The organism is Halomonas litopenaei (assembly GCF_017303055.1).
GTDB lineage: Bacteria > Pseudomonadota > Gammaproteobacteria > Pseudomonadales > Halomonadaceae > Halomonas > Halomonas litopenaei_A.
The window spans coordinates 462189-478348 of the sequence record NZ_JAEKJT010000005.1 but is presented as its reverse complement, the minus strand read 5'-3'; the positions used below and the strand labels follow the sequence as shown (position 1 = coordinate 478348).

The following is a 16160-nucleotide window of genomic DNA, read 5'->3' as shown; positions in this document are numbered from 1 at the left end:
GGGATGGTCTACAGGCTGCTCCGTTCGGAGTGCCGCTCACCTGGACAGAGAATGACCATGAAGCGCGGTATCGGTTCGGACGACGCCCGGGTCGAAGGCGTATCGATGGGGGTGTCCGGTAAGCGCCGACAGCGATTGAAAAAATGGATGCCGGGGGCGCCATCGACGACAATCGACAGGCGACATCGCTTTCACCGCACGGGGTTTACCCGTACCATGTGCGGTCACGCGCCCAACGGCCAATACGGAATGAAGCAAGATACCATGAGCTTGTCACAGGCACAAAAGAAAGCAATGCGCAGCATCGGCCACCACCTCGACCCGGTGGTCACGGCCTCGGAGAACGGCATTTCCGAGGGCCTGTTGGCCGAGCTCGAACGCGCCCTCAATGACCATGAACTGGTCAAGGTGAAGCTGGCGATTCCCGACCGCGACGACCGCACCGCCGTGCTGGACGAACTGGTCAACCAGAGCAAGTCCGAGCTGATCCAGAAGATCGGCAAGGTCGCCCTGCTGTATCGCAAGAACCCCAAGGCCAACCCGAAGCTGTCCAACATCACTCGCTTCGAGAACCACCACGGCCGCCACTGACAGCGCTAGCCACTGACGGCTATCAGGTCAGCCGCCAAGCGCGGAAGGCGACGGCTCAAGGCCAGCTTTAACACCAAACGACACCGCCCCGCCAGGTTGCCTGGCGGGGCGGTGTCGTTGGAGCGGGAGAGTTGCGCTTAGATGTGCTCGACGCCGGTAATCTCGTACTCGACTTCGCCGCCAGGAGTGCGCACCAGCACCACTTCACCTTCTTCCTTGCCGATCAAGGCGCGGGCAATGGGTGACGTGACGGAGATGCGACGCTCCTTGATGTCGGCCTCATCCTCACCAACGATGCGGTAGGTCACCTCTTCGTCGGTATCCAGGTTCAACAGCTCGACGGTCACGCCGAAGATCACCTTGCCCGTCTTCGGCAACTTGGTGACATCGATGACCTGGGCGTTGGACAGCTTACCCTCGATCTCTTGAATACGGCCTTCGATGAAGCCCTGCTGCTCGCGGGCAGCATGGTACTCGGCGTTTTCCTTGAGGTCGCCATGCTCGCGGGCTTCCGCGATGGCAGCGATCACTGTCGGGCGAGCCTCGCTCTTGAGCTGCTCGAGCTCTTCACGCAGGCGTTGCTCACCGGCGACGGTCATCGGGACCTTGTTCATGTATTCGCTCCTGCATGCAGTTCCTGTAGCCGCCGCACGGTAACGGCATTGCCGTACTCGAGCGCCAAGCAAACGGCACTGGCCCCTGCCAGCGTCGTGGCATAGGGAACCTTGTGGGCGAGTGCGGTGCGGCGGATCACCGAGGAGTCGTTGATGGCCTGGCGGCCCTCGGTGGTATTGACGATATAGGCGATCTCGTCGTTCTTGATGGAATCGACGATGTGCGGCCGGCCTTCGTAAACCTTACTGACGACCTCAACGGGCAGACCAGCCTGTTCAAGGGCTGCCGCCGTTCCTCGGGTCGCACAGAGTGTGAAGCCCAATGTTACCAGAGAACGAGCCACTTCGATAACACCCGCCTTGTCCGGCTCGCGTACCGACAGGAACGCCTTGCGATCACCGGTCAGCGGCGCGATCGCCTCGCCAGCACCCAGCTGAGCCTTGTAGAAGGCCTCGGCAAAGGTCTCGCCAGAGCCCATCACCTCGCCGGTGGACTTCATTTCCGGCGACAGGATCGGATCCACACCGGGGAACTTGTTGAACGGGAACACCGCTTCCTTGACGCTATAGAAATGCGGCACGATCTCCCGCTCGAACCCTTGCTCCTTGAGGCTGACGCCAGCCATGCAGCGGGCGGCAACCTGCGCCAGCGAGGTGCCGATGCACTTGGATACGAAGGGCACAGTGCGCGAGGCACGCGGGTTGACCTCGATGACGTAGATTTCGCCGTCCTGCCAGGCCAGCTGGACGTTCATCAGACCCTTCACGCCCAGCTCGACGGCCATGCGCTTGACCTGCTCGCGCATCTCGTCCTGCACGTCCGCCGGCAGCGAGTACGGCGGCAGCGCACAGGCGGAGTCGCCCGAGTGCACACCGGCCTGCTCCACGTGCTGCATGATGCCGCCGATCACGACCTGATCGCCGTCGGACACTGCATCGATATCCACCTCGACCGCCGCACTGAGGAAATGGTCGAGCAATACCGGCGAGTCATTGGAGACCTTGACCGCATGGGTCATGTAGTTCTCGAGCTCGCTGGCGTCGTAGACGATCTCCATGGCCCGGCCGCCCAGCACGTAGCTCGGGCGCACCACCAGCGGGTAGCCGATTGCTTCGGCCTTGGAGAAGGCCTCATCGAAGCTTCTGGCGGTGGCATTGGGGGGCTGCTTCAGACCCAGCTTGTCGATCATCTGCTGGAAACGCTCGCGGTCCTCGGCACGGTCGATCGCATCCGGGGTAGTACCAATGATCGGCACGCCAGCAGCCTCGAGGGCACGGGCAAGCTTCAGCGGGGTCTGGCCACCGAACTGGACGATCACGCCGACCGGCTTTTCCTTGTCGGCGATCTCGAGCACGTCCTCCAGAGTCACCGGCTCGAAGTACAGACGGTCAGAGGTATCGTAGTCGGTGGACACGGTCTCGGGGTTGCAGTTGACCATGATGGTCTCGTAGCCGTCATCGCGCATGGCGAAGGCGGCATGGACGCAGCAGTAATCGAACTCGATACCCTGGCCGATACGGTTCGGACCTCCACCCAGCACCATGATCTTCTGGCGGTCGCTGACCTCGGCCTCGCACTCTTCCTCATAGGTCGAGTACATGTAGGCGGTGTCGGAGGCAAACTCGGCGGCACAGGTGTCTACCCGCTTGTACACCGGGCGGATACCGGCATCCTGGCGTGCCTTGCGCACATCGTCCTCGGAAACGCCAAGCACCTTGGCCAGGCGCGCGTCACCGAAGCCCTTGCGCTTGAGACGATAGATCTCGCCAGCATCCAGCGAGGACAGCGAGCGACTGGCCAGATCCTGCTCGATCTTGACGATATTTTCGAGCTGGACCAGGAACCAGGGGTCGATATTGGTCAGTTCAAAGACGTCTTCCACGCTCATGCCGGAACGCATAGCGTCGGCGATGTAGAAGATGCGCTCGGCACCGGCAGCCTGCAGCTCGCCCTTGATCAGCGCCATGTTGTCAGCGCTGAAGTCGGTCACGATGGGGTCGAGGCCATCATTACCGGTCTCCATGCCGCGCAGGGCCTTCTGCAGAGACTCCTGGAAGGTCCGGCCGATCGCCATGACCTCACCCACCGACTTCATCTGGGTGGTCAGGCGGTCATTGGCCTGGGGAAACTTCTCGAAGGTGAAACGCGGAATCTTGGTGACGACGTAATCAATGGACGGCTCGAACGAGGCCGGAGTGCGCCCGCCGGTAATATCGTTCTGCAGCTCATCCAGGGTGTAGCCCACCGCCAGCTTGGCAGCGATCTTGGCAATCGGGAAGCCGGTGGCCTTGGAGGCCAGCGCAGAGGAGCGCGATACACGCGGGTTCATCTCGATGACCACCATGCGCCCGGTCTCGGGGTCCACGCCAAACTGGACGTTGGAGCCACCGGTCTCGACGCCGATCTCGCGCAGCACCGCGAGAGAAGCGTCACGCATGATCTGATATTCCTTGTCCGTCAGCGTCTGCGCAGGCGCCACGGTAATGGAGTCACCCGTGTGGACTCCCATGGGGTCAAAGTTCTCGATGGCACAAACGATGATGCAGTTGTCGTTCTTGTCGCGAACGACCTCCATCTCGTATTCCTTCCACCCCAGCAGCGATTCGTCGATCAACAGCTCATGGGTCGGAGAGAGCTCAAAGCCACGATGGCAGATTTCCTTGAACTCTTCCTTGTTGTACGCCACGCCGCCGCCAGAGCCGCCCATGGTGAAGGACGGCCGGATGATGGCCGGGAAGCCCAGTTCGCTTTGAATTTCCCAGGCCTCGTCCATGCTGTGAGCGATCTTGGCCTTGGGGCACTCCAGACCGATATTCTTCATCGCCTTGTCGAAGCGATCGCGATCCTCGGCCTTGTCGATGGTGTCGGCATTGGCCCCGATCATCTCAACGCCATACTTTTCCAGGACACCGTGACGATCCAGGTCCAGTGCGCAGTTCAGCGCGGTCTGGCCCCCCATGGTCGGCAGCACCGCATCGGGGCGTTCAGCCTCGATGATCTTCTCTACCGCCTGCCAGGTGATCGGCTCGATATAGGTAGCGTCGGCCATGGCGGGATCGGTCATGATCGTCGCCGGATTCGAGTTGACCAGGATGACGCGGAACCCTTCTTCACGCAGGGCCTTGCAGGCCTGGGCGCCGGAATAGTCGAACTCGCAGGCCTGACCGATGACGATCGGGCCTGCGCCGATGATAAGGATGCTTTTCAGGTCTGTACGCTTGGGCATGGTGCTTCCCGCAAGAAAATTGGACGATGAACCGGAGTCTGGGTGAGCGCCTTAACGACGGCTTTGCATCATGTCGATGAAGCGGTCGAACAGCGGCGCCACATCGCGGGGGCCTGGGCTCGCCTCGGGGTGACCCTGGAAGCTGAAGGCCGGGCAATCGGTACGCTCGATACCTTGCAAGGTGCCGTCAAACAGGGAGCGGTGGGTCGCTCGCAGGGTGTCCGGAAGCGATGTCTCGTCGGCGGCAAAGCCGTGGTTCTGACTGGTGATCATCACATGCCCGGAATCGAGATCCTGCACCGGGTGGTTGGCACCGTGATGACCATGATTCATCTTGACCGTGGCTGCCCCACTGGCCAGCGCCAGCAGCTGGTGACCCAGACAGATACCAAAGACAGGCACCTGGGTGGTCAGAATCTCGCGGATTGCCTCAATGGCATAGTCACAGGGCTCGGGGTCGCCGGGGCCGTTGGACAGGAACACGCCATCGGGCTTCATCGCCAGCACCTCAGCCGCTGGCGTCTGCGCCGGCACCACCGTCAACTTGCACCCGCGGCTGGCCAGCATACGCAGAATGTTGAACTTGACCCCATAGTCGTAGGCCACCACATGGAAGGGGCGCTCGCCGGCAGCAGCGTTAACGTAGCCTTCGCCCAGCTGCCATTCGCCTTCATTCCATTCGTACGCTTCGCTACAGGACACCACCTTCGCCAGATCCATGCCCTTGAGCCCCGGGAAGGCACGCGCGGCTTCCAGCGCGCGCGCTACGGCGTCATCGCCCTCGGCCTCGCTGCCCGCCAAGATGGCGCCATTCTGGGCCCCCTTGTCGCGCAGAATGCGCGTCAGGCGGCGCGTATCGATATCTGCGATACCGACGACATTCTGACTGGCGAGATAATCGGACAGGCTCTGGGTGGAGCGGAAGTTACTGGCAACCAACGGGAGGTCGCGGATGACGAGGCCCGCGGCGGCGATGCTGGAAGACTCGATGTCTTCGGGATTGATGCCGGTATTGCCAATATGAGGGTAGGTCAGCGTGACGATCTGTCGAGAGTAGGAAGGGTCGGTGAGAATTTCCTGATAGCCGGTCATGGCCGTATTGAACACCACTTCGCCACTGGTCTGCCCGTCTGCACCAATGGCCGTGCCGTGGAATACGCTGCCATCTTCCAGGGCCAATATTGCGGGTTTGTTCAACGCTACGTCCTCCCAAAGCTCGTCAAGGTATCCACGACCGCTGCCACCGCCCGTGACAGCCTGTCGCCAGGCCATTCGGCACCGACCCGGCCCGCCGCATGACAAGCACACGAGGGGCCGGGCCGTAAAAAAGCGGGACGAAACCCGGTGTTTGACCGGTTTCATCCCGCTTGTTGTCATTCGCTCGGAATGCACGGCCGCCACACTACGCCAGCAAGCGTCGTTAAATGCGCTTTCTGGGCGGCACTTTCATGCCCGGCTCGGCCAAAATTTTTGGAATGTTACAGCATTCAGAGGTATCTGACTACCCCCGTTCACGCATCAACCCCCGGCAGCCTTTGCCACCGAACGTTGCGACCAGACAGACTTACTCAAGCCCCAGCACATCGTTCATGCCATAGCGTCCGGCATCGCGCCCGGCCACCCAGCGCGCAGCGCGCACAGCACCGCGGGCAAAGGTCATGCGGCTAGACGCCTTGTGGGTAATCTCGATGCGCTCACCTTCCGTCGCAAACATAACGGTGTGCTCACCGACGATATCCCCTGCACGCACGGTAGCGAAGCCAATCTCCTTGGCATCACGGGGGCCGCACTGGCCGACGCGCTCGAATACACCGTGCTCCTTGAGATCACGATCCAGAGCGGCGGCAACCACCTCGCCCATGCGCAGCGCCGTGCCGGAGGGGGCATCCACCTTGTGTCGATGATGGGACTCGATCACTTCGATGTCGTAACCTTCATCGCCAAGCGCCTTCGCCGCGGTTTCCAGCAACTTCAGCGTCAGATTCACACCGACACTCATGTTGGGCGCAAACACCATGGCGACCCGGTCGCGATAGCTGTCGAGCTCGGCCAGCTCGTCATCGGACAAGCCCGTGGTGCCAATCACGATCGCCTTGCCATGCTGGGCGCAGAACGCCAGGTTGGCCAGCGTCACCTTTGGCGCGGTGAAGTCGATCAAGACGTCAAAATCATCGACGATAGCGTCCAGGGAATCGACCGCAGTCACCTCCAGCCGACCGATACCCGCGAGCTCTCCCAGGTCTGCGTTCGTCAGCGAACTGCCCGGCTCAACGATACCACCGGCGAGAGAAGCCGCTTCATCCTGGGCGACGGCGTTGACCAGGGTGCGACCCATGCGACCGGCGACGCCGACAATAGCAATACGAGGGGCGGTTGAACTCATGCAAACTCCAGCGCTGACCAATGATAAAACTGCAAGAAACTTGGCGCAGTATACCAATGCCACACCACAATGCCTTGCCCACGCTTCAATGAGGCCTCCATGTTGCCCAAGCCCTTGCCCCCACACTGCCTGGCCATCGGACTGATCATCCTGTCGTCGTGGCTCAGCGGCTGCACTACCCAGGTCGCCTCAGCCAACCTTCAGGGTGATGCCCCCGCGCCGGCAGCGCTCGAGTTCTGCGGCACCCTGGCGCTACCCGGCGAATGGCAGCCGCTTGATGATGTCGCGCCGGTGCCCCTCGGCGGGCTGTCCGCCATGGCCTGGGACAACGATGAACAGCGCCTGTATCTGCTATCGGATCGTGGACGCCTGCACCAGGCGATTCCCGTATTTCGTAATGGCAGGCTGGTTGACCTCACGGCGCTATCGAGCCACCGACTGACGGACCGAGACGGTCGCCGCCTGGAAGGCAAGGCGGCAGACGCCGAGTCCCTGGTCCTGATAAATGATCGCGACAACGTTGCAGGCAATACGCAGCTGCTGGTGGGCTTTGAACAGGATCACCGTGTCGAAGGCTTCACCACCACGGGGGTATCAAGCGGACGGATCATACGCTCCCCTTTGACGGCCAGCGCTGCTGACAACCAGAGCCTGGAGGCGCTTGCCTGGGTGCCCGGCCTTGGTCTGGTCGCGGGACTGGAAGCCCCACCGACCGACATGCCACAGCCTCCCTCCGACGACGTCTCAAGCCGCCATACGCTGCTGTTCAGCCTGCCCGGCGACGACACACCGGTCACCCGCTGGCACTACCCCTTGGCATCGGCACCTGGCAGCGCACTGACAGAGCTACTGACACTCGAAGACGCTGCCAGCACTCGCTCGCCCCGTCTGCTGGCCCTGGAGCGGGCGTTCTCCCCACCACACCCTCTGACCATCACCCTGAGCCTGGTCGAACTGCACCAACCCCCAACCGTCGACGTCACACGTCTTGCCAGCCTGTCTGCAGGAGACGGCTGGCGAATCGACAACATGGAAGGACTGGCAAGCCTGCCAGAAGGCAGCATCCTGATGGTCAGCGACGACAACTTCAGTGCACTTCAGCGCAATCTGCTGAGCTGCTTCCGCCTGCGGCAGGACCTCGCTGACACACCCCTTCCAGCGGGACCACCAATGTCTAGCGACGGGCCACCAGCAGGTGATGATTGAAGCCCTCTGGCCCCCACAACCAAGCTGACTCGGCATCAGGAAATCGCAACGGCTCGCGCCGGACCTGCGAAAAGCCCACGCGTTGCAGCGTTTCGACCACGGTTCTGCCGGGAATGGCTACATGGTCCACCGGCAACCAGGCAGACCCCGAGCGCACCTGACCCGCCACGCGACTCCAGGGAGCCGGACGCTGCCCCGGCGCCACCCCAGGGTCATAGCGATAGCTGGTCAAGGCTTCCAGCCGCGCCATTCGCTCTGGATCGAACACATAGTCATGGGTGATATCCAGCCACACCAGCAGGCCGCCAGGCTTCAGCGCCTCGAAGAGATTGCGACACGCACGAGCCAACTGCTCTGGATCCTGAATGAAATGAAAGGCAAAGACGCTGACCAGGGTATCGAAGGGCGCCTCGGGCAGGGCTAGCGGCTGATAGGCATCCTCCACACGGAACGTCGTGCCGAGCCCACCATGGCGCTGTCTGGCCAGGGCTATCTGCGCGGGGCTGATATCGACGCCCACCACCTCACTCGCACCCTGACGACGCATATCTGCCGCCAGGTCGCCGTTGCCACACCCCACATCGAGCACCCGCTTGCCGACAACCCCTTCCTCCAGCCCCAGGTAGTGCAGCACCGACCCGGTAAAAATACAGTAGCGGGGATCTTGAGCCAGCTGGTCGTAGCGCTCGGCCAAGGCGTCGGAAAAACCGTCGCCAGATGACGCCATGGCTAGCCCACCCGCATCAGCCACGGAAGAAGAGGGTGCAAATGACTCTGAGTCAGTGGCTGGGCCTTGCTCTGGCTGTCGGTTTTTAAAGGAAGAAGAACAAATACCTGACATGACGAGCTCCATGGCCAAAACCGCCGATGAGCCACCTTTTACCGCCCGCCAGAGATAACGTCACGTCACATTTAGATACACAGAAACACAAAAGCTAGATTTGCGCATTACCGCACAATAATCGAAGTGTACTTACCCCATTCGACATCCCGGCTCCGCATCCGTCCTGGGCACTGCGTGGCGCCGTTGGCGCATGTCCCGCCGCAACAGCAGCACAATGGCGGCAACGACCAGCACACTCCCAGGCAACCACAGCCAGGATATGCGCGTCGGCATCTGCACGAATAGCAGCCACATCGAGACAAACGGCACGAGATAGCCATAGGCAGTGACCCCTGCTGGAGTCAGCGTGGCCGTAGCATACTGCTGCAGCCAGAACGTCATGCCACTGGAGAACAGACCGAGATACACCAAGATCCCGAGATCTCTGGAGGTCATCTTTAGCAAGGCGGTCGAATCCCCGGCCGCGACACCCAGCATGCCGATCAGCAGCGCCCCCAGCACCAGGCTCCACAGCGTTCGCACCCCCGCATGGGGCGACAGCCAACCTCTGGCCAAGCCCAGTTTCGACAGCACCGGATACAGCGCAGAGGCGATGCAGCCCAGGAAGAAGACCAGCTCCCCCGTGCCTAGGCGCATATTGGCAAAGGACCCCCCTGCCTCGGCCCACGCCAGCGCGATGGCGCCTGCCGCCCCCAGCAGCAGCAGCCCCAGCAGCGATAGCGCAGGATCCTCGACGCCGACCAGTCGCCCGAGGGTGTACGCCAGCAGCGGCACGCTCACGAACAAGGTGGCCATGGACAGGGCACTGGTCAGGTGCGCCACCCAGAACATGGCGCCGAAGAAACCTGCCAGACACAGCCCCATCAGCCCATACAGCAGCAGCCCGGGACGACTGGGGCAAAGGCCTGGCGCCCGCCACACCAGCGGCAACACCGCAGCCGCTGCAATCACGAAGCGTAACGATGTCAGCGCAAGCGGCGGCAGTCCTTGACTGAGCAACCCGACGGCCGGGAATGACAGCCCCACCAGCAAGGCCCACAACACCATGCCAAGATGGGCAGGCAAGGCGCCAGCCCTCCAGGAAGACCGGGCTAGCGAGCTCATTGGCGCTCCTCCAATGTCAGCAACAGTTGACGCAGCCCATTGGCCAGGGCATCTGCTTGCTCATCAGCGAGCCCTGAGCGCATCTGTGCCAGCGACTCCAGGTAGGCATCGAGCAGGCCGGGGATCATAGCTCTACCCGCCTCGCTCAGCCTCACCAGCACGCTTCGGCGATCGCTGGGATGCGCCACCCGCTCCACCAACCCCCGCTCCACCAGGCGGTCGAGGCGATGTGTCATGGCCCCTGAGGTCAGCACCACAGCCTCGCACAGCTCATTGGGTGTCAAACCGTCAGGAGCATCACGTCGATACAGAGTGGCGAGCAGGTCGAACTCACCCTCTTTCAGGCCGTGCTCGCGAAACACCGCATTCACTCGTCGATCCACGTGCTTCAGCACTCGGTAAAGGCGCGTAAAAATCCCCATATCCACGGGATCCTGGGCAGGTAGCGCGCGTCGCCACTCGTCCTGAAGACGGTCTATGGCATCTTTTTCGCCCGCAACACCAATGTTGGCCGAACCTGCCGCTGGACCGATGCCTCTGTTGCCACCTGATGGCCCTGTCTTTGTCTCAGCCTCTGTCATGACCGCTCTCCCTCGCCGCTCGAACAGCTATCTTTATACAAAGTATCTTTATATAAAGATAGATAGTCCAAGCCGTTTTGCCAAGGGACCGTCACCACGTTGTTGTGCCTCGCACTGCAAAGACGGATGACCAGCGACAGCACCAGCTACCTTTTCAGCAACGACATCTCGATCGCACGGGGGAGGTAGCCATGATCATCAACTGCGTAGCCTATGAAGAGGGGCGTCGGCTCTGCGACATTGATGCCAGTGAGGTGGCCGTCCACCTTGCCCACCCCCATCGCTTCGTGTGGGTCGCCCTGCATGATCCGGACGCAGACGAACTGGCCACCTTCCAGGAGGTATTCGGGCTTCACGAACTGGCGGTGGAAGATGCCCTGGCAGGCCACCAGCGCCCCAAGGTGGAAGAGTATGGAGATGCCTTGTTCGTGGTGACCCAGATGATGTCGGCGCTACAGGAGGAGATCCAGTTCGGCCAGCTGGCCATCTTCGCGGGACCTGGCTATGTGCTGTCGGTGCGCCAGCACCACCATCGCGGTTTTACCGATGTCAGGCACCGGTGCGAGCGAGAGCCAGAACTCCTCAAACAGGGGCCGGCCTTCGTGCTGTACGCGTTGATGGATGTGGTGGTCGACCGCTATTTTCCGATTCTCGAGAGCCTGGAGGCAGAGCTTGAAAGCATCGAGGAACAGATGTTCGTCAAAGGCAACGCAAGAACCAGCCTGAAACGTCTCTATCAGCTCAAGCGCAGCATCATGTGCGTCAAGCATGCGGTGAACCCGCTGGCCGAAGCCAGTGCCCATCTATTTGGCGGACGCGTGCCCGCGCTCTGCCAAGGCACCCAGGATTACTTTCGTGACGTCTACGACCACTTGCATCGCATTGAAGCTGCCGTCGACACCATCCGCGAGACAATCACCACCGCCATTCAGGTCAACCTGGCCATGATTGCCATCGACGAAGGAGAGGTGCAGAAACGCCTGGCGTCCTGGGCGGCCATTTTCGCCGTGGCGACCATTCTTGCGGGCGTCTGGGGAATGAACTTCACGCATATGCCAGAACTGGACTGGCGCATGGGCTATCCCATGGCACTGGGGGCCATGGGACTATGCTGCGGCGCGCTTTATCGTCACTTTCGACGAGCCGGCTGGCTATGACACCTTACTGCCAGTGAATGCTCAGCGTCTCCTTGCTGGCCATACGCTCCAGGTGGCTGGCCACCACACCCTGCAAGCGTGCCAGCTGCTCCGCGTCCTGCGCCTCAAGGTCCACCTTGAGCTGCGTCTCTGACGCGCTCATCAGGCACTCGCCACCAGGGAAGACCACTCGCCCCGACGCCGCATCCACCTCGAGCTTGTGCGCCCAGTGCTTGCACAGCCGATTGATCAAGCGCTGCCCGGATGACGTCTCGACGATAGCCTGGGAATCCACCATACTGTTCACCGTTTTTACGAATACGAATACGTCGCAGTAGAATAGCGCCGACTCACGCGCCACGTCAGGCAACGCAGCGTTGCCTTTTCTGCGACGGAAGACACCTGGATCGCCCCCAAGCCATGTATGCAGGGCACTCGGCCGTCCTTCACCACCTGAGAACCCAGTCTCGATGAAACCTTTCATGATGTTTGGCCTAGCGGCCCTGTCCCCGTTCGCGGCTGCGGCCGCCATGGCCGATACCACTACTGTCACGGATGTGGCCGGACGCCAGGTCACCCTCGAGACCCCGGTTGAGCGAGTCATTCTTGGCGAAGGCCGCCAGATCTATCTGCTGGGCGCACTTCAGCCCGACGCTCCCTTTGCTGGCGTGGTGGGATGGCGTGAAGACTTCTCCCAGGCCGACCCGGACAGCTACTCCCGCTACGCCGAGAAGTTTCCCGAGTTGCTGGAGCTGCCGACGTTCGGCGGCTTCAAGGACGGCACCTTTGACGTCGAGCAGGCCGCCTCGCTGTCTCCCGACGTGGTCCTGATGAACCTGGAAGCTCGCGCCGCTACGGAAGACGCAGGCTACGATGACAAGCTGGCAGAGCTCGACATTCCGATCGTCTACGTGGACTTCCGCGAGGATCCGCTGGCGCATACGATCCCCTCCATGCGCCTGATGGGCGAGCTGCTCGGCAAGCAGCAACAGGCCGAGGCCTTCATCGACTTCTCGGAAGAACAGCTGGCCAAAGTGACCGATGTGATCGCGGAAGCGAATCCCGAGCGGCCCAGCGTGTTCATCGATCGCGCCGGTGGCTACTCGGATGACTGCTGCATGAGCTTCGGGCCCGGCAACTTCGGTGAATACGTCGAACTGGCGGGGGGCAGCAACATCGCCGACGGCATCATCCCCACCACCTTCGGCACCCTAAACCCGGAGCAGATCATTGCCGCCAATCCTGACCACGTGGTGGTCACCGGTGGCAACTGGGATGCCTATGTGCCTGGCGGCAACTGGGTTGGCATGGGCCCTGGCGCTGACATGGACGCGGCTTGCACCAAGCTGGAACGGCTGACGCAGCGCACTGCAATGACCGGCATCACTGCCGTGGAGCAGGGTCAGTTCCACGCCATCTGGCACCAGTTCTACAACAGTCCCTACTACTTTGTGGCAGTACAGCAACTGGCCAAGTGGCTCCACCCCGAACTGTTCGAGGACCTGGACCCCGAGGCGACCTTCCAGGAGCTGCACGAGCGCTTCCTGCCCACCGACTACGAGCCCGGCTACTGGATCACTCTGGATGAGCAATGACAGTACGGCGGTCGTCGATCACAGCGGTCGCGACGCCTATCGTTCACTGGTCCTGCGCCGCCAGATCATTCTGGCGGCGCTGGTGGCAGCCCTGGCACTCAGCCTATGTATCGACCTGGCACTGGGGCCAGCCCGCTTCACCCTCGCCGAGGTGGTCGCGGCTCTGCTGACGCCTGACCAGGTCGAGGCACAGGCGCGGGTCATCGTCTGGGAAATACGCATGCCTGTCGCGCTGATGGCCCTGGTCGTCGGTGCCAGCCTGTCCATTGCCGGCGCCCAGATGCAGACCATCCTCAGCAATCCTCTGGCCAGCCCCTTCACCCTGGGTATCTCTGCCGGTGCCAGCTTTGGCGCGGCCCTGGCGCTGGCCTTCGGCGTTGCCATCATCCCGGCAGCACTGGACTACGTCATCCCCATCAACGCCTTTGTCATGGCCATGCTCACGGCGTTCCTCATTCATGCGCTTAGCCTCAAGCGTGGCGTCACTATCGAGACCATCGTGCTGCTAGGCATCGCCATGGTCTTCATCTTCAACTCCCTGATGGCGCTGATTCAGTTCTTTGCCAGCCAGCAAGCGGTATCTGCCGTCGTCTTCTGGACCATGGGCAGCCTGACCAAGGCCACCTGGCCCAAGCTATGGATCGCCCTCGGCGTCTTGCTGCTGGTGGTGCCGCTGCTGGCCCGTCACGGCTGGGCGCTGACGGCGATGCGTCTGGGCGACACCAAGGCGGAAAGCATGGGGCTGAAGCCTCGGCGGCTGCGCCTCGAAGTGCTGGTGCTGGTATCCCTGCTGGCAGCGGTCTCCGTCGCCTTTGTCGGTACCATCGGCTTTATCGGTCTGGTCGGGCCCCACATCGCCCGCCTGCTGGTCGGTGAGGATCAACGCTTCTTCCTGCCAGGATCCGCCTTGTGTGGCGCCCTGATCCTGTCCATTGGCTCAGTGCTGTCCAAGGTGATCCTGCCAGGCACGGTCATACCCATCGGTATCATCACCTCGTTGGTGGGAATCCCCTTCTTCCTGTTTCTCGTGCTCAACCATAAGAAGGCCTCATGGTAAGCCTACGTCTTGATCGTCTTTCGGCGCGCTACGGTCGGCGCCAGATTCTTGCCGAGATCACTACCCCGACCTTCCATGGCGGCCAGGTCGTGGCGCTGCTGGGCCCTAACGCCGCTGGCAAGTCGACCCTGTTTCGTCGCGTCTTCGGCGTACTTAAGGGATCCGGACAGGCCATTGTGGAAGGCGCGCGGCAAGATCGCCCGATGGCCTACATGACCCAGGACAACGGCGCCAGCGCAGTGCTGACCGTCTATGAAGCGGTGTTGCTGGCTCGCATGCAAGGGCGCGGCATGAAGGTGCAGCCACAGGACCTGACCCAGGTCGAACGAGCCCTGGCGGAGCTCGGCATCGCCGACCTGAGTGAGCGGGATATCGGGGATTTGAGCGGTGGCCAACGCCAGATGGTCAATGCGGCACAAGCCTTGGTGCAGGAACCCGAGGTGCTGCTGCTGGATGAACCCACCTCTGCGCTGGACCTGCATCGCCAGGTCGGGCTTCTGACCATCCTGCGGCGTCTGGCCAGTGAGCGCGAGATGCTCATTCTCGTGGCCATTCACGACCTGGGACAGGCACTACGCTTCACCGACCAGGCCATGCTGCTGGAACAGGGCCGTCTGGTCGCATGTGGTGCCACCAAAGACGTTGTCACCAGCGAGCTGGTGGAGCGGGTCTACCGCGTCAGAGCCAGGGTTGAACCCTGCTCCATGGGGGTACCGCAACTGATTGTCGAAGACGCTATCTAGGGAAGTGCTAGATTCGCCCGGCTAGCCTACTTCAACGTGTCAGGGCGCCTGCGGCGAAAGCCTAGGCGGCGCCCTTCCATCGCCGCCAGAGCCGCCCCGCCCAGCATCAGAGGCAGCGCCAGCAGAAAGCCCGACGATAGCGGCTGGCCAAATAGCCAGACGTCTGCCAACACGGGCCAGATCAGCGCAATGTATTCAAAGGGCGCCAGTCGCGACACTTCCGCGAAACGCAGCGCCAGGGTCATGCAGATATGGGCCGCGCCACCGAACAGTCCCGACAGGATCAATAGCGTCAACGTTTCCGTCGGCAGCGCCACCCAACCCAATGGCCACGTCGCCAGTCCCGCCAGGGTGCACGCCAGCACGAAATAGAACGCGATGGCACCAGCGCCTTCAGTGCGCGAGATACGTCGCACCGTCACCAGCGCAGCAGCCGTCAACGACGCCCCCAACACGCCTAACGCATAACCGGATAGCTGGCCGGCCTTGTGGCTGTCACCGATATCCGGGACAACCAGCACGGCGACCCCAGCGACAGCCAGCATCAGCGCCAAGGCCCGCGGAAGGGTGAAGCGCTCCCCCAGCATCACGACACCGCCGATGGCCATCAGCACGGGGGCGAGCTGTGCCAACAAGGTTGCCTCTGCCACCGGTAATCTGGCCAAGGCAGCGAAGGTGGCAAACATCGACGCAGCGCCAAGACTGGAACGCAGCAGGTGTCCACCAGGGCGGCGAGTGGCCAGTCCTTTAGGAAATTCGTGACGCCAGGCCAGGAACACCACGATAGGCAGTAGCGCGAAGGCGGAGCGGAAGAACACCACCTGTCCCAGCGGCACGTCGTCACTCACCCATTTCACGCAAATCAGCATCGCCGCAAACAGCAGGCCGGAGCCAATCCGCAGCACAATGCCCGCAAGCGGCCGGTCCTGATTACCCATGGCTTATGCCTTGGTGAATGCGCAGGCTCATGCCCTGTTTTAAGCGCTGGTTTAAGCCCTGGTTTAAGCCCTGATTCAGGCCCTGGCTCATGTCCTGGTCCATGTGTCCCCACGTCCTTTTGTGCCTGTCTGACAAACGCC

Annotated in this window: 15 protein-coding genes; 6 read left to right on the top strand and 9 right to left on the bottom strand. The window is 61.9% G+C overall.

Annotation, left to right across the window (positions count from 1 at the left end):
* Positions 1–264 precede the first annotated feature (264 nt).
* A complete protein-coding gene (gene yhbY / locus JF545_RS12355) occupies positions 265–591 on the top strand; it encodes a ribosome assembly RNA-binding protein YhbY (protein WP_206942611.1) in 327 nt (108 codons plus the stop codon).
* Between the two features lie 137 nt (positions 592–728).
* Here the strand turns inward: yhbY and greA are convergent, their stop codons facing one another.
* From greA to dapB, 4 genes are all read right to left on the bottom strand, one after another.
* Positions 729–1205: a transcription elongation factor GreA gene (gene greA / locus JF545_RS12350; protein ID WP_206942482.1), complete on the bottom strand. Its 477-nt coding sequence runs from the start codon at positions 1203–1205 to the stop codon at positions 729–731.
* Complete coding sequence (gene carB / locus JF545_RS12345; protein WP_206942481.1) at positions 1202–4432, bottom strand: carbamoyl-phosphate synthase large subunit; 3231 nt, start codon at positions 4430–4432, stop codon at positions 1202–1204. The genes greA and carB overlap by 4 nt, the downstream gene beginning before the upstream one ends.
* Positions 4433–4483: 51 nt before the next feature.
* A complete protein-coding gene (gene carA, locus JF545_RS12340; protein ID WP_206942479.1) occupies positions 4484–5629 on the bottom strand; it encodes a glutamine-hydrolyzing carbamoyl-phosphate synthase small subunit in 1146 nt (381 codons plus the stop codon).
* A 367-nt stretch (positions 5630–5996) separates the two neighbouring features.
* A complete protein-coding gene (gene dapB / locus JF545_RS12335) occupies positions 5997–6815 on the bottom strand; it encodes a 4-hydroxy-tetrahydrodipicolinate reductase (protein ID WP_206942468.1) in 819 nt (272 codons plus the stop codon).
* Positions 6816–6914: 99 nt separating this feature from the next.
* Here dapB and JF545_RS12330 point away from each other — a divergent pair, with 99 nt between their 5' ends.
* Positions 6915–8021: an esterase-like activity of phytase family protein gene (locus JF545_RS12330; RefSeq protein WP_206942466.1), complete on the top strand. Its 1107-nt coding sequence runs from the start codon at positions 6915–6917 to the stop codon at positions 8019–8021.
* Here JF545_RS12330 and JF545_RS12325 read toward each other — a convergent pair.
* From JF545_RS12325 to JF545_RS12315, 3 genes are all read right to left on the bottom strand, one after another.
* Complete coding sequence (locus tag JF545_RS12325) at positions 7990–8748, bottom strand: class I SAM-dependent methyltransferase (protein WP_206942465.1); 759 nt, start codon at positions 8746–8748, stop codon at positions 7990–7992. The genes JF545_RS12330 and JF545_RS12325 overlap by 32 nt on opposite strands.
* A gap of 246 nt (positions 8749–8994) precedes the next feature.
* Positions 8995–9969: a DMT family transporter gene (locus JF545_RS12320; protein WP_242520810.1), complete on the bottom strand. Its 975-nt coding sequence runs from the start codon at positions 9967–9969 to the stop codon at positions 8995–8997.
* Complete coding sequence (locus JF545_RS12315) at positions 9966–10550, bottom strand: MarR family winged helix-turn-helix transcriptional regulator (RefSeq protein WP_206942463.1); 585 nt, start codon at positions 10548–10550, stop codon at positions 9966–9968. The genes JF545_RS12320 and JF545_RS12315 overlap by 4 nt, the downstream gene beginning before the upstream one ends.
* 191 nt (positions 10551–10741) lie before the next feature.
* Here JF545_RS12315 and corA point away from each other — a divergent pair, with 191 nt between their 5' ends.
* Positions 10742–11707 carry a magnesium/cobalt transporter CorA gene (corA, locus tag JF545_RS12310; RefSeq protein ID WP_206942462.1) on the top strand — a complete coding sequence of 322 codons (966 nt, stop codon included), beginning with the start codon at positions 10742–10744 and terminating at the stop codon, positions 11705–11707.
* A 4-nt stretch (positions 11708–11711) separates the two neighbouring features.
* On the opposite strand, the gene JF545_RS12305 is transcribed toward corA, so the two are convergent.
* On the bottom strand, positions 11712–11984 hold the full coding sequence (locus JF545_RS12305) for a DUF2218 domain-containing protein (RefSeq protein WP_206942460.1): 273 nt from the start codon (positions 11982–11984) through the stop codon (positions 11712–11714).
* Positions 11985–12168: 184 nt separating this feature from the next.
* Between JF545_RS12305 and JF545_RS12300 the strand changes: the two genes are divergently transcribed.
* The 3 genes from JF545_RS12300 to JF545_RS12290 are packed head-to-tail and all read left to right on the top strand — an operon-like array spanning position 12169 to position 15081.
* On the top strand, positions 12169–13281 hold the full coding sequence (locus JF545_RS12300) for an ABC transporter substrate-binding protein (RefSeq protein WP_431606263.1): 1113 nt from the start codon (positions 12169–12171) through the stop codon (positions 13279–13281).
* Entirely contained in the window at positions 13271–14338 is a 1068-nt protein-coding gene (locus JF545_RS12295; protein WP_206942458.1) for a FecCD family ABC transporter permease, read from the top strand. Before JF545_RS12300 ends, JF545_RS12295 begins: the two co-directional genes overlap by 11 nt.
* Positions 14332–15081 (top strand): ABC transporter ATP-binding protein, encoded by a 750-nt coding sequence (locus tag JF545_RS12290; protein WP_206942456.1) that lies wholly within the window; start codon positions 14332–14334, stop codon positions 15079–15081. Before JF545_RS12295 ends, JF545_RS12290 begins: the two co-directional genes overlap by 7 nt.
* 26 nt (positions 15082–15107) lie before the next feature.
* On the opposite strand, the gene JF545_RS12285 is transcribed toward JF545_RS12290, so the two are convergent.
* Complete coding sequence (locus tag JF545_RS12285) at positions 15108–16019, bottom strand: DMT family transporter (protein WP_206942454.1); 912 nt, start codon at positions 16017–16019, stop codon at positions 15108–15110.
* Positions 16020–16160 lie beyond the last annotated feature (141 nt).

Excerpts from the sequence above, each read along its gene's own strand:
- yhbY (WP_206942611.1), top strand. The coding sequence starts at position 265 with ATGAGCTTGTCACAGGCACAAAAGAAAGCAATGCGCAGCATCGGCCAC.
- greA (WP_206942482.1), bottom strand. The coding sequence starts at position 1,205 with ATGAACAAGGTCCCGATGACCGTCGCCGGTGAGCAACGCCTGCGTGAA.
- carB (WP_206942481.1), bottom strand. The coding sequence starts at position 4,432 with ATGCCCAAGCGTACAGACCTGAAAAGCATCCTTATCATCGGCGCAGGC.
- dapB (WP_206942468.1), bottom strand. The coding sequence starts at position 6,815 with ATGAGTTCAACCGCCCCTCGTATTGCTATTGTCGGCGTCGCCGGTCGC.
- JF545_RS12330 (WP_206942466.1), top strand. The coding sequence starts at position 6,915 with ATGTTGCCCAAGCCCTTGCCCCCACACTGCCTGGCCATCGGACTGATC.
- JF545_RS12325 (WP_206942465.1), bottom strand. The coding sequence starts at position 8,748 with ATGGCGTCATCTGGCGACGGTTTTTCCGACGCCTTGGCCGAGCGCTAC.
- JF545_RS12320 (WP_242520810.1), bottom strand. The coding sequence starts at position 9,969 with ATGAGCTCGCTAGCCCGGTCTTCCTGGAGGGCTGGCGCCTTGCCTGCC.
- JF545_RS12315 (WP_206942463.1), bottom strand. The coding sequence starts at position 10,550 with ATGACAGAGGCTGAGACAAAGACAGGGCCATCAGGTGGCAACAGAGGC.
- corA (WP_206942462.1), top strand. The coding sequence starts at position 10,742 with ATGATCATCAACTGCGTAGCCTATGAAGAGGGGCGTCGGCTCTGCGAC.
- JF545_RS12305 (WP_206942460.1), bottom strand. The coding sequence starts at position 11,984 with ATGGTGGATTCCCAGGCTATCGTCGAGACGTCATCCGGGCAGCGCTTG.
- JF545_RS12300 (WP_431606263.1), top strand. The coding sequence starts at position 12,169 with ATGATGTTTGGCCTAGCGGCCCTGTCCCCGTTCGCGGCTGCGGCCGCC.
- JF545_RS12295 (WP_206942458.1), top strand. The coding sequence starts at position 13,271 with ATGAGCAATGACAGTACGGCGGTCGTCGATCACAGCGGTCGCGACGCC.
- JF545_RS12290 (WP_206942456.1), top strand. The coding sequence starts at position 14,332 with ATGGTAAGCCTACGTCTTGATCGTCTTTCGGCGCGCTACGGTCGGCGC.
- JF545_RS12285 (WP_206942454.1), bottom strand. The coding sequence starts at position 16,019 with ATGGGTAATCAGGACCGGCCGCTTGCGGGCATTGTGCTGCGGATTGGC.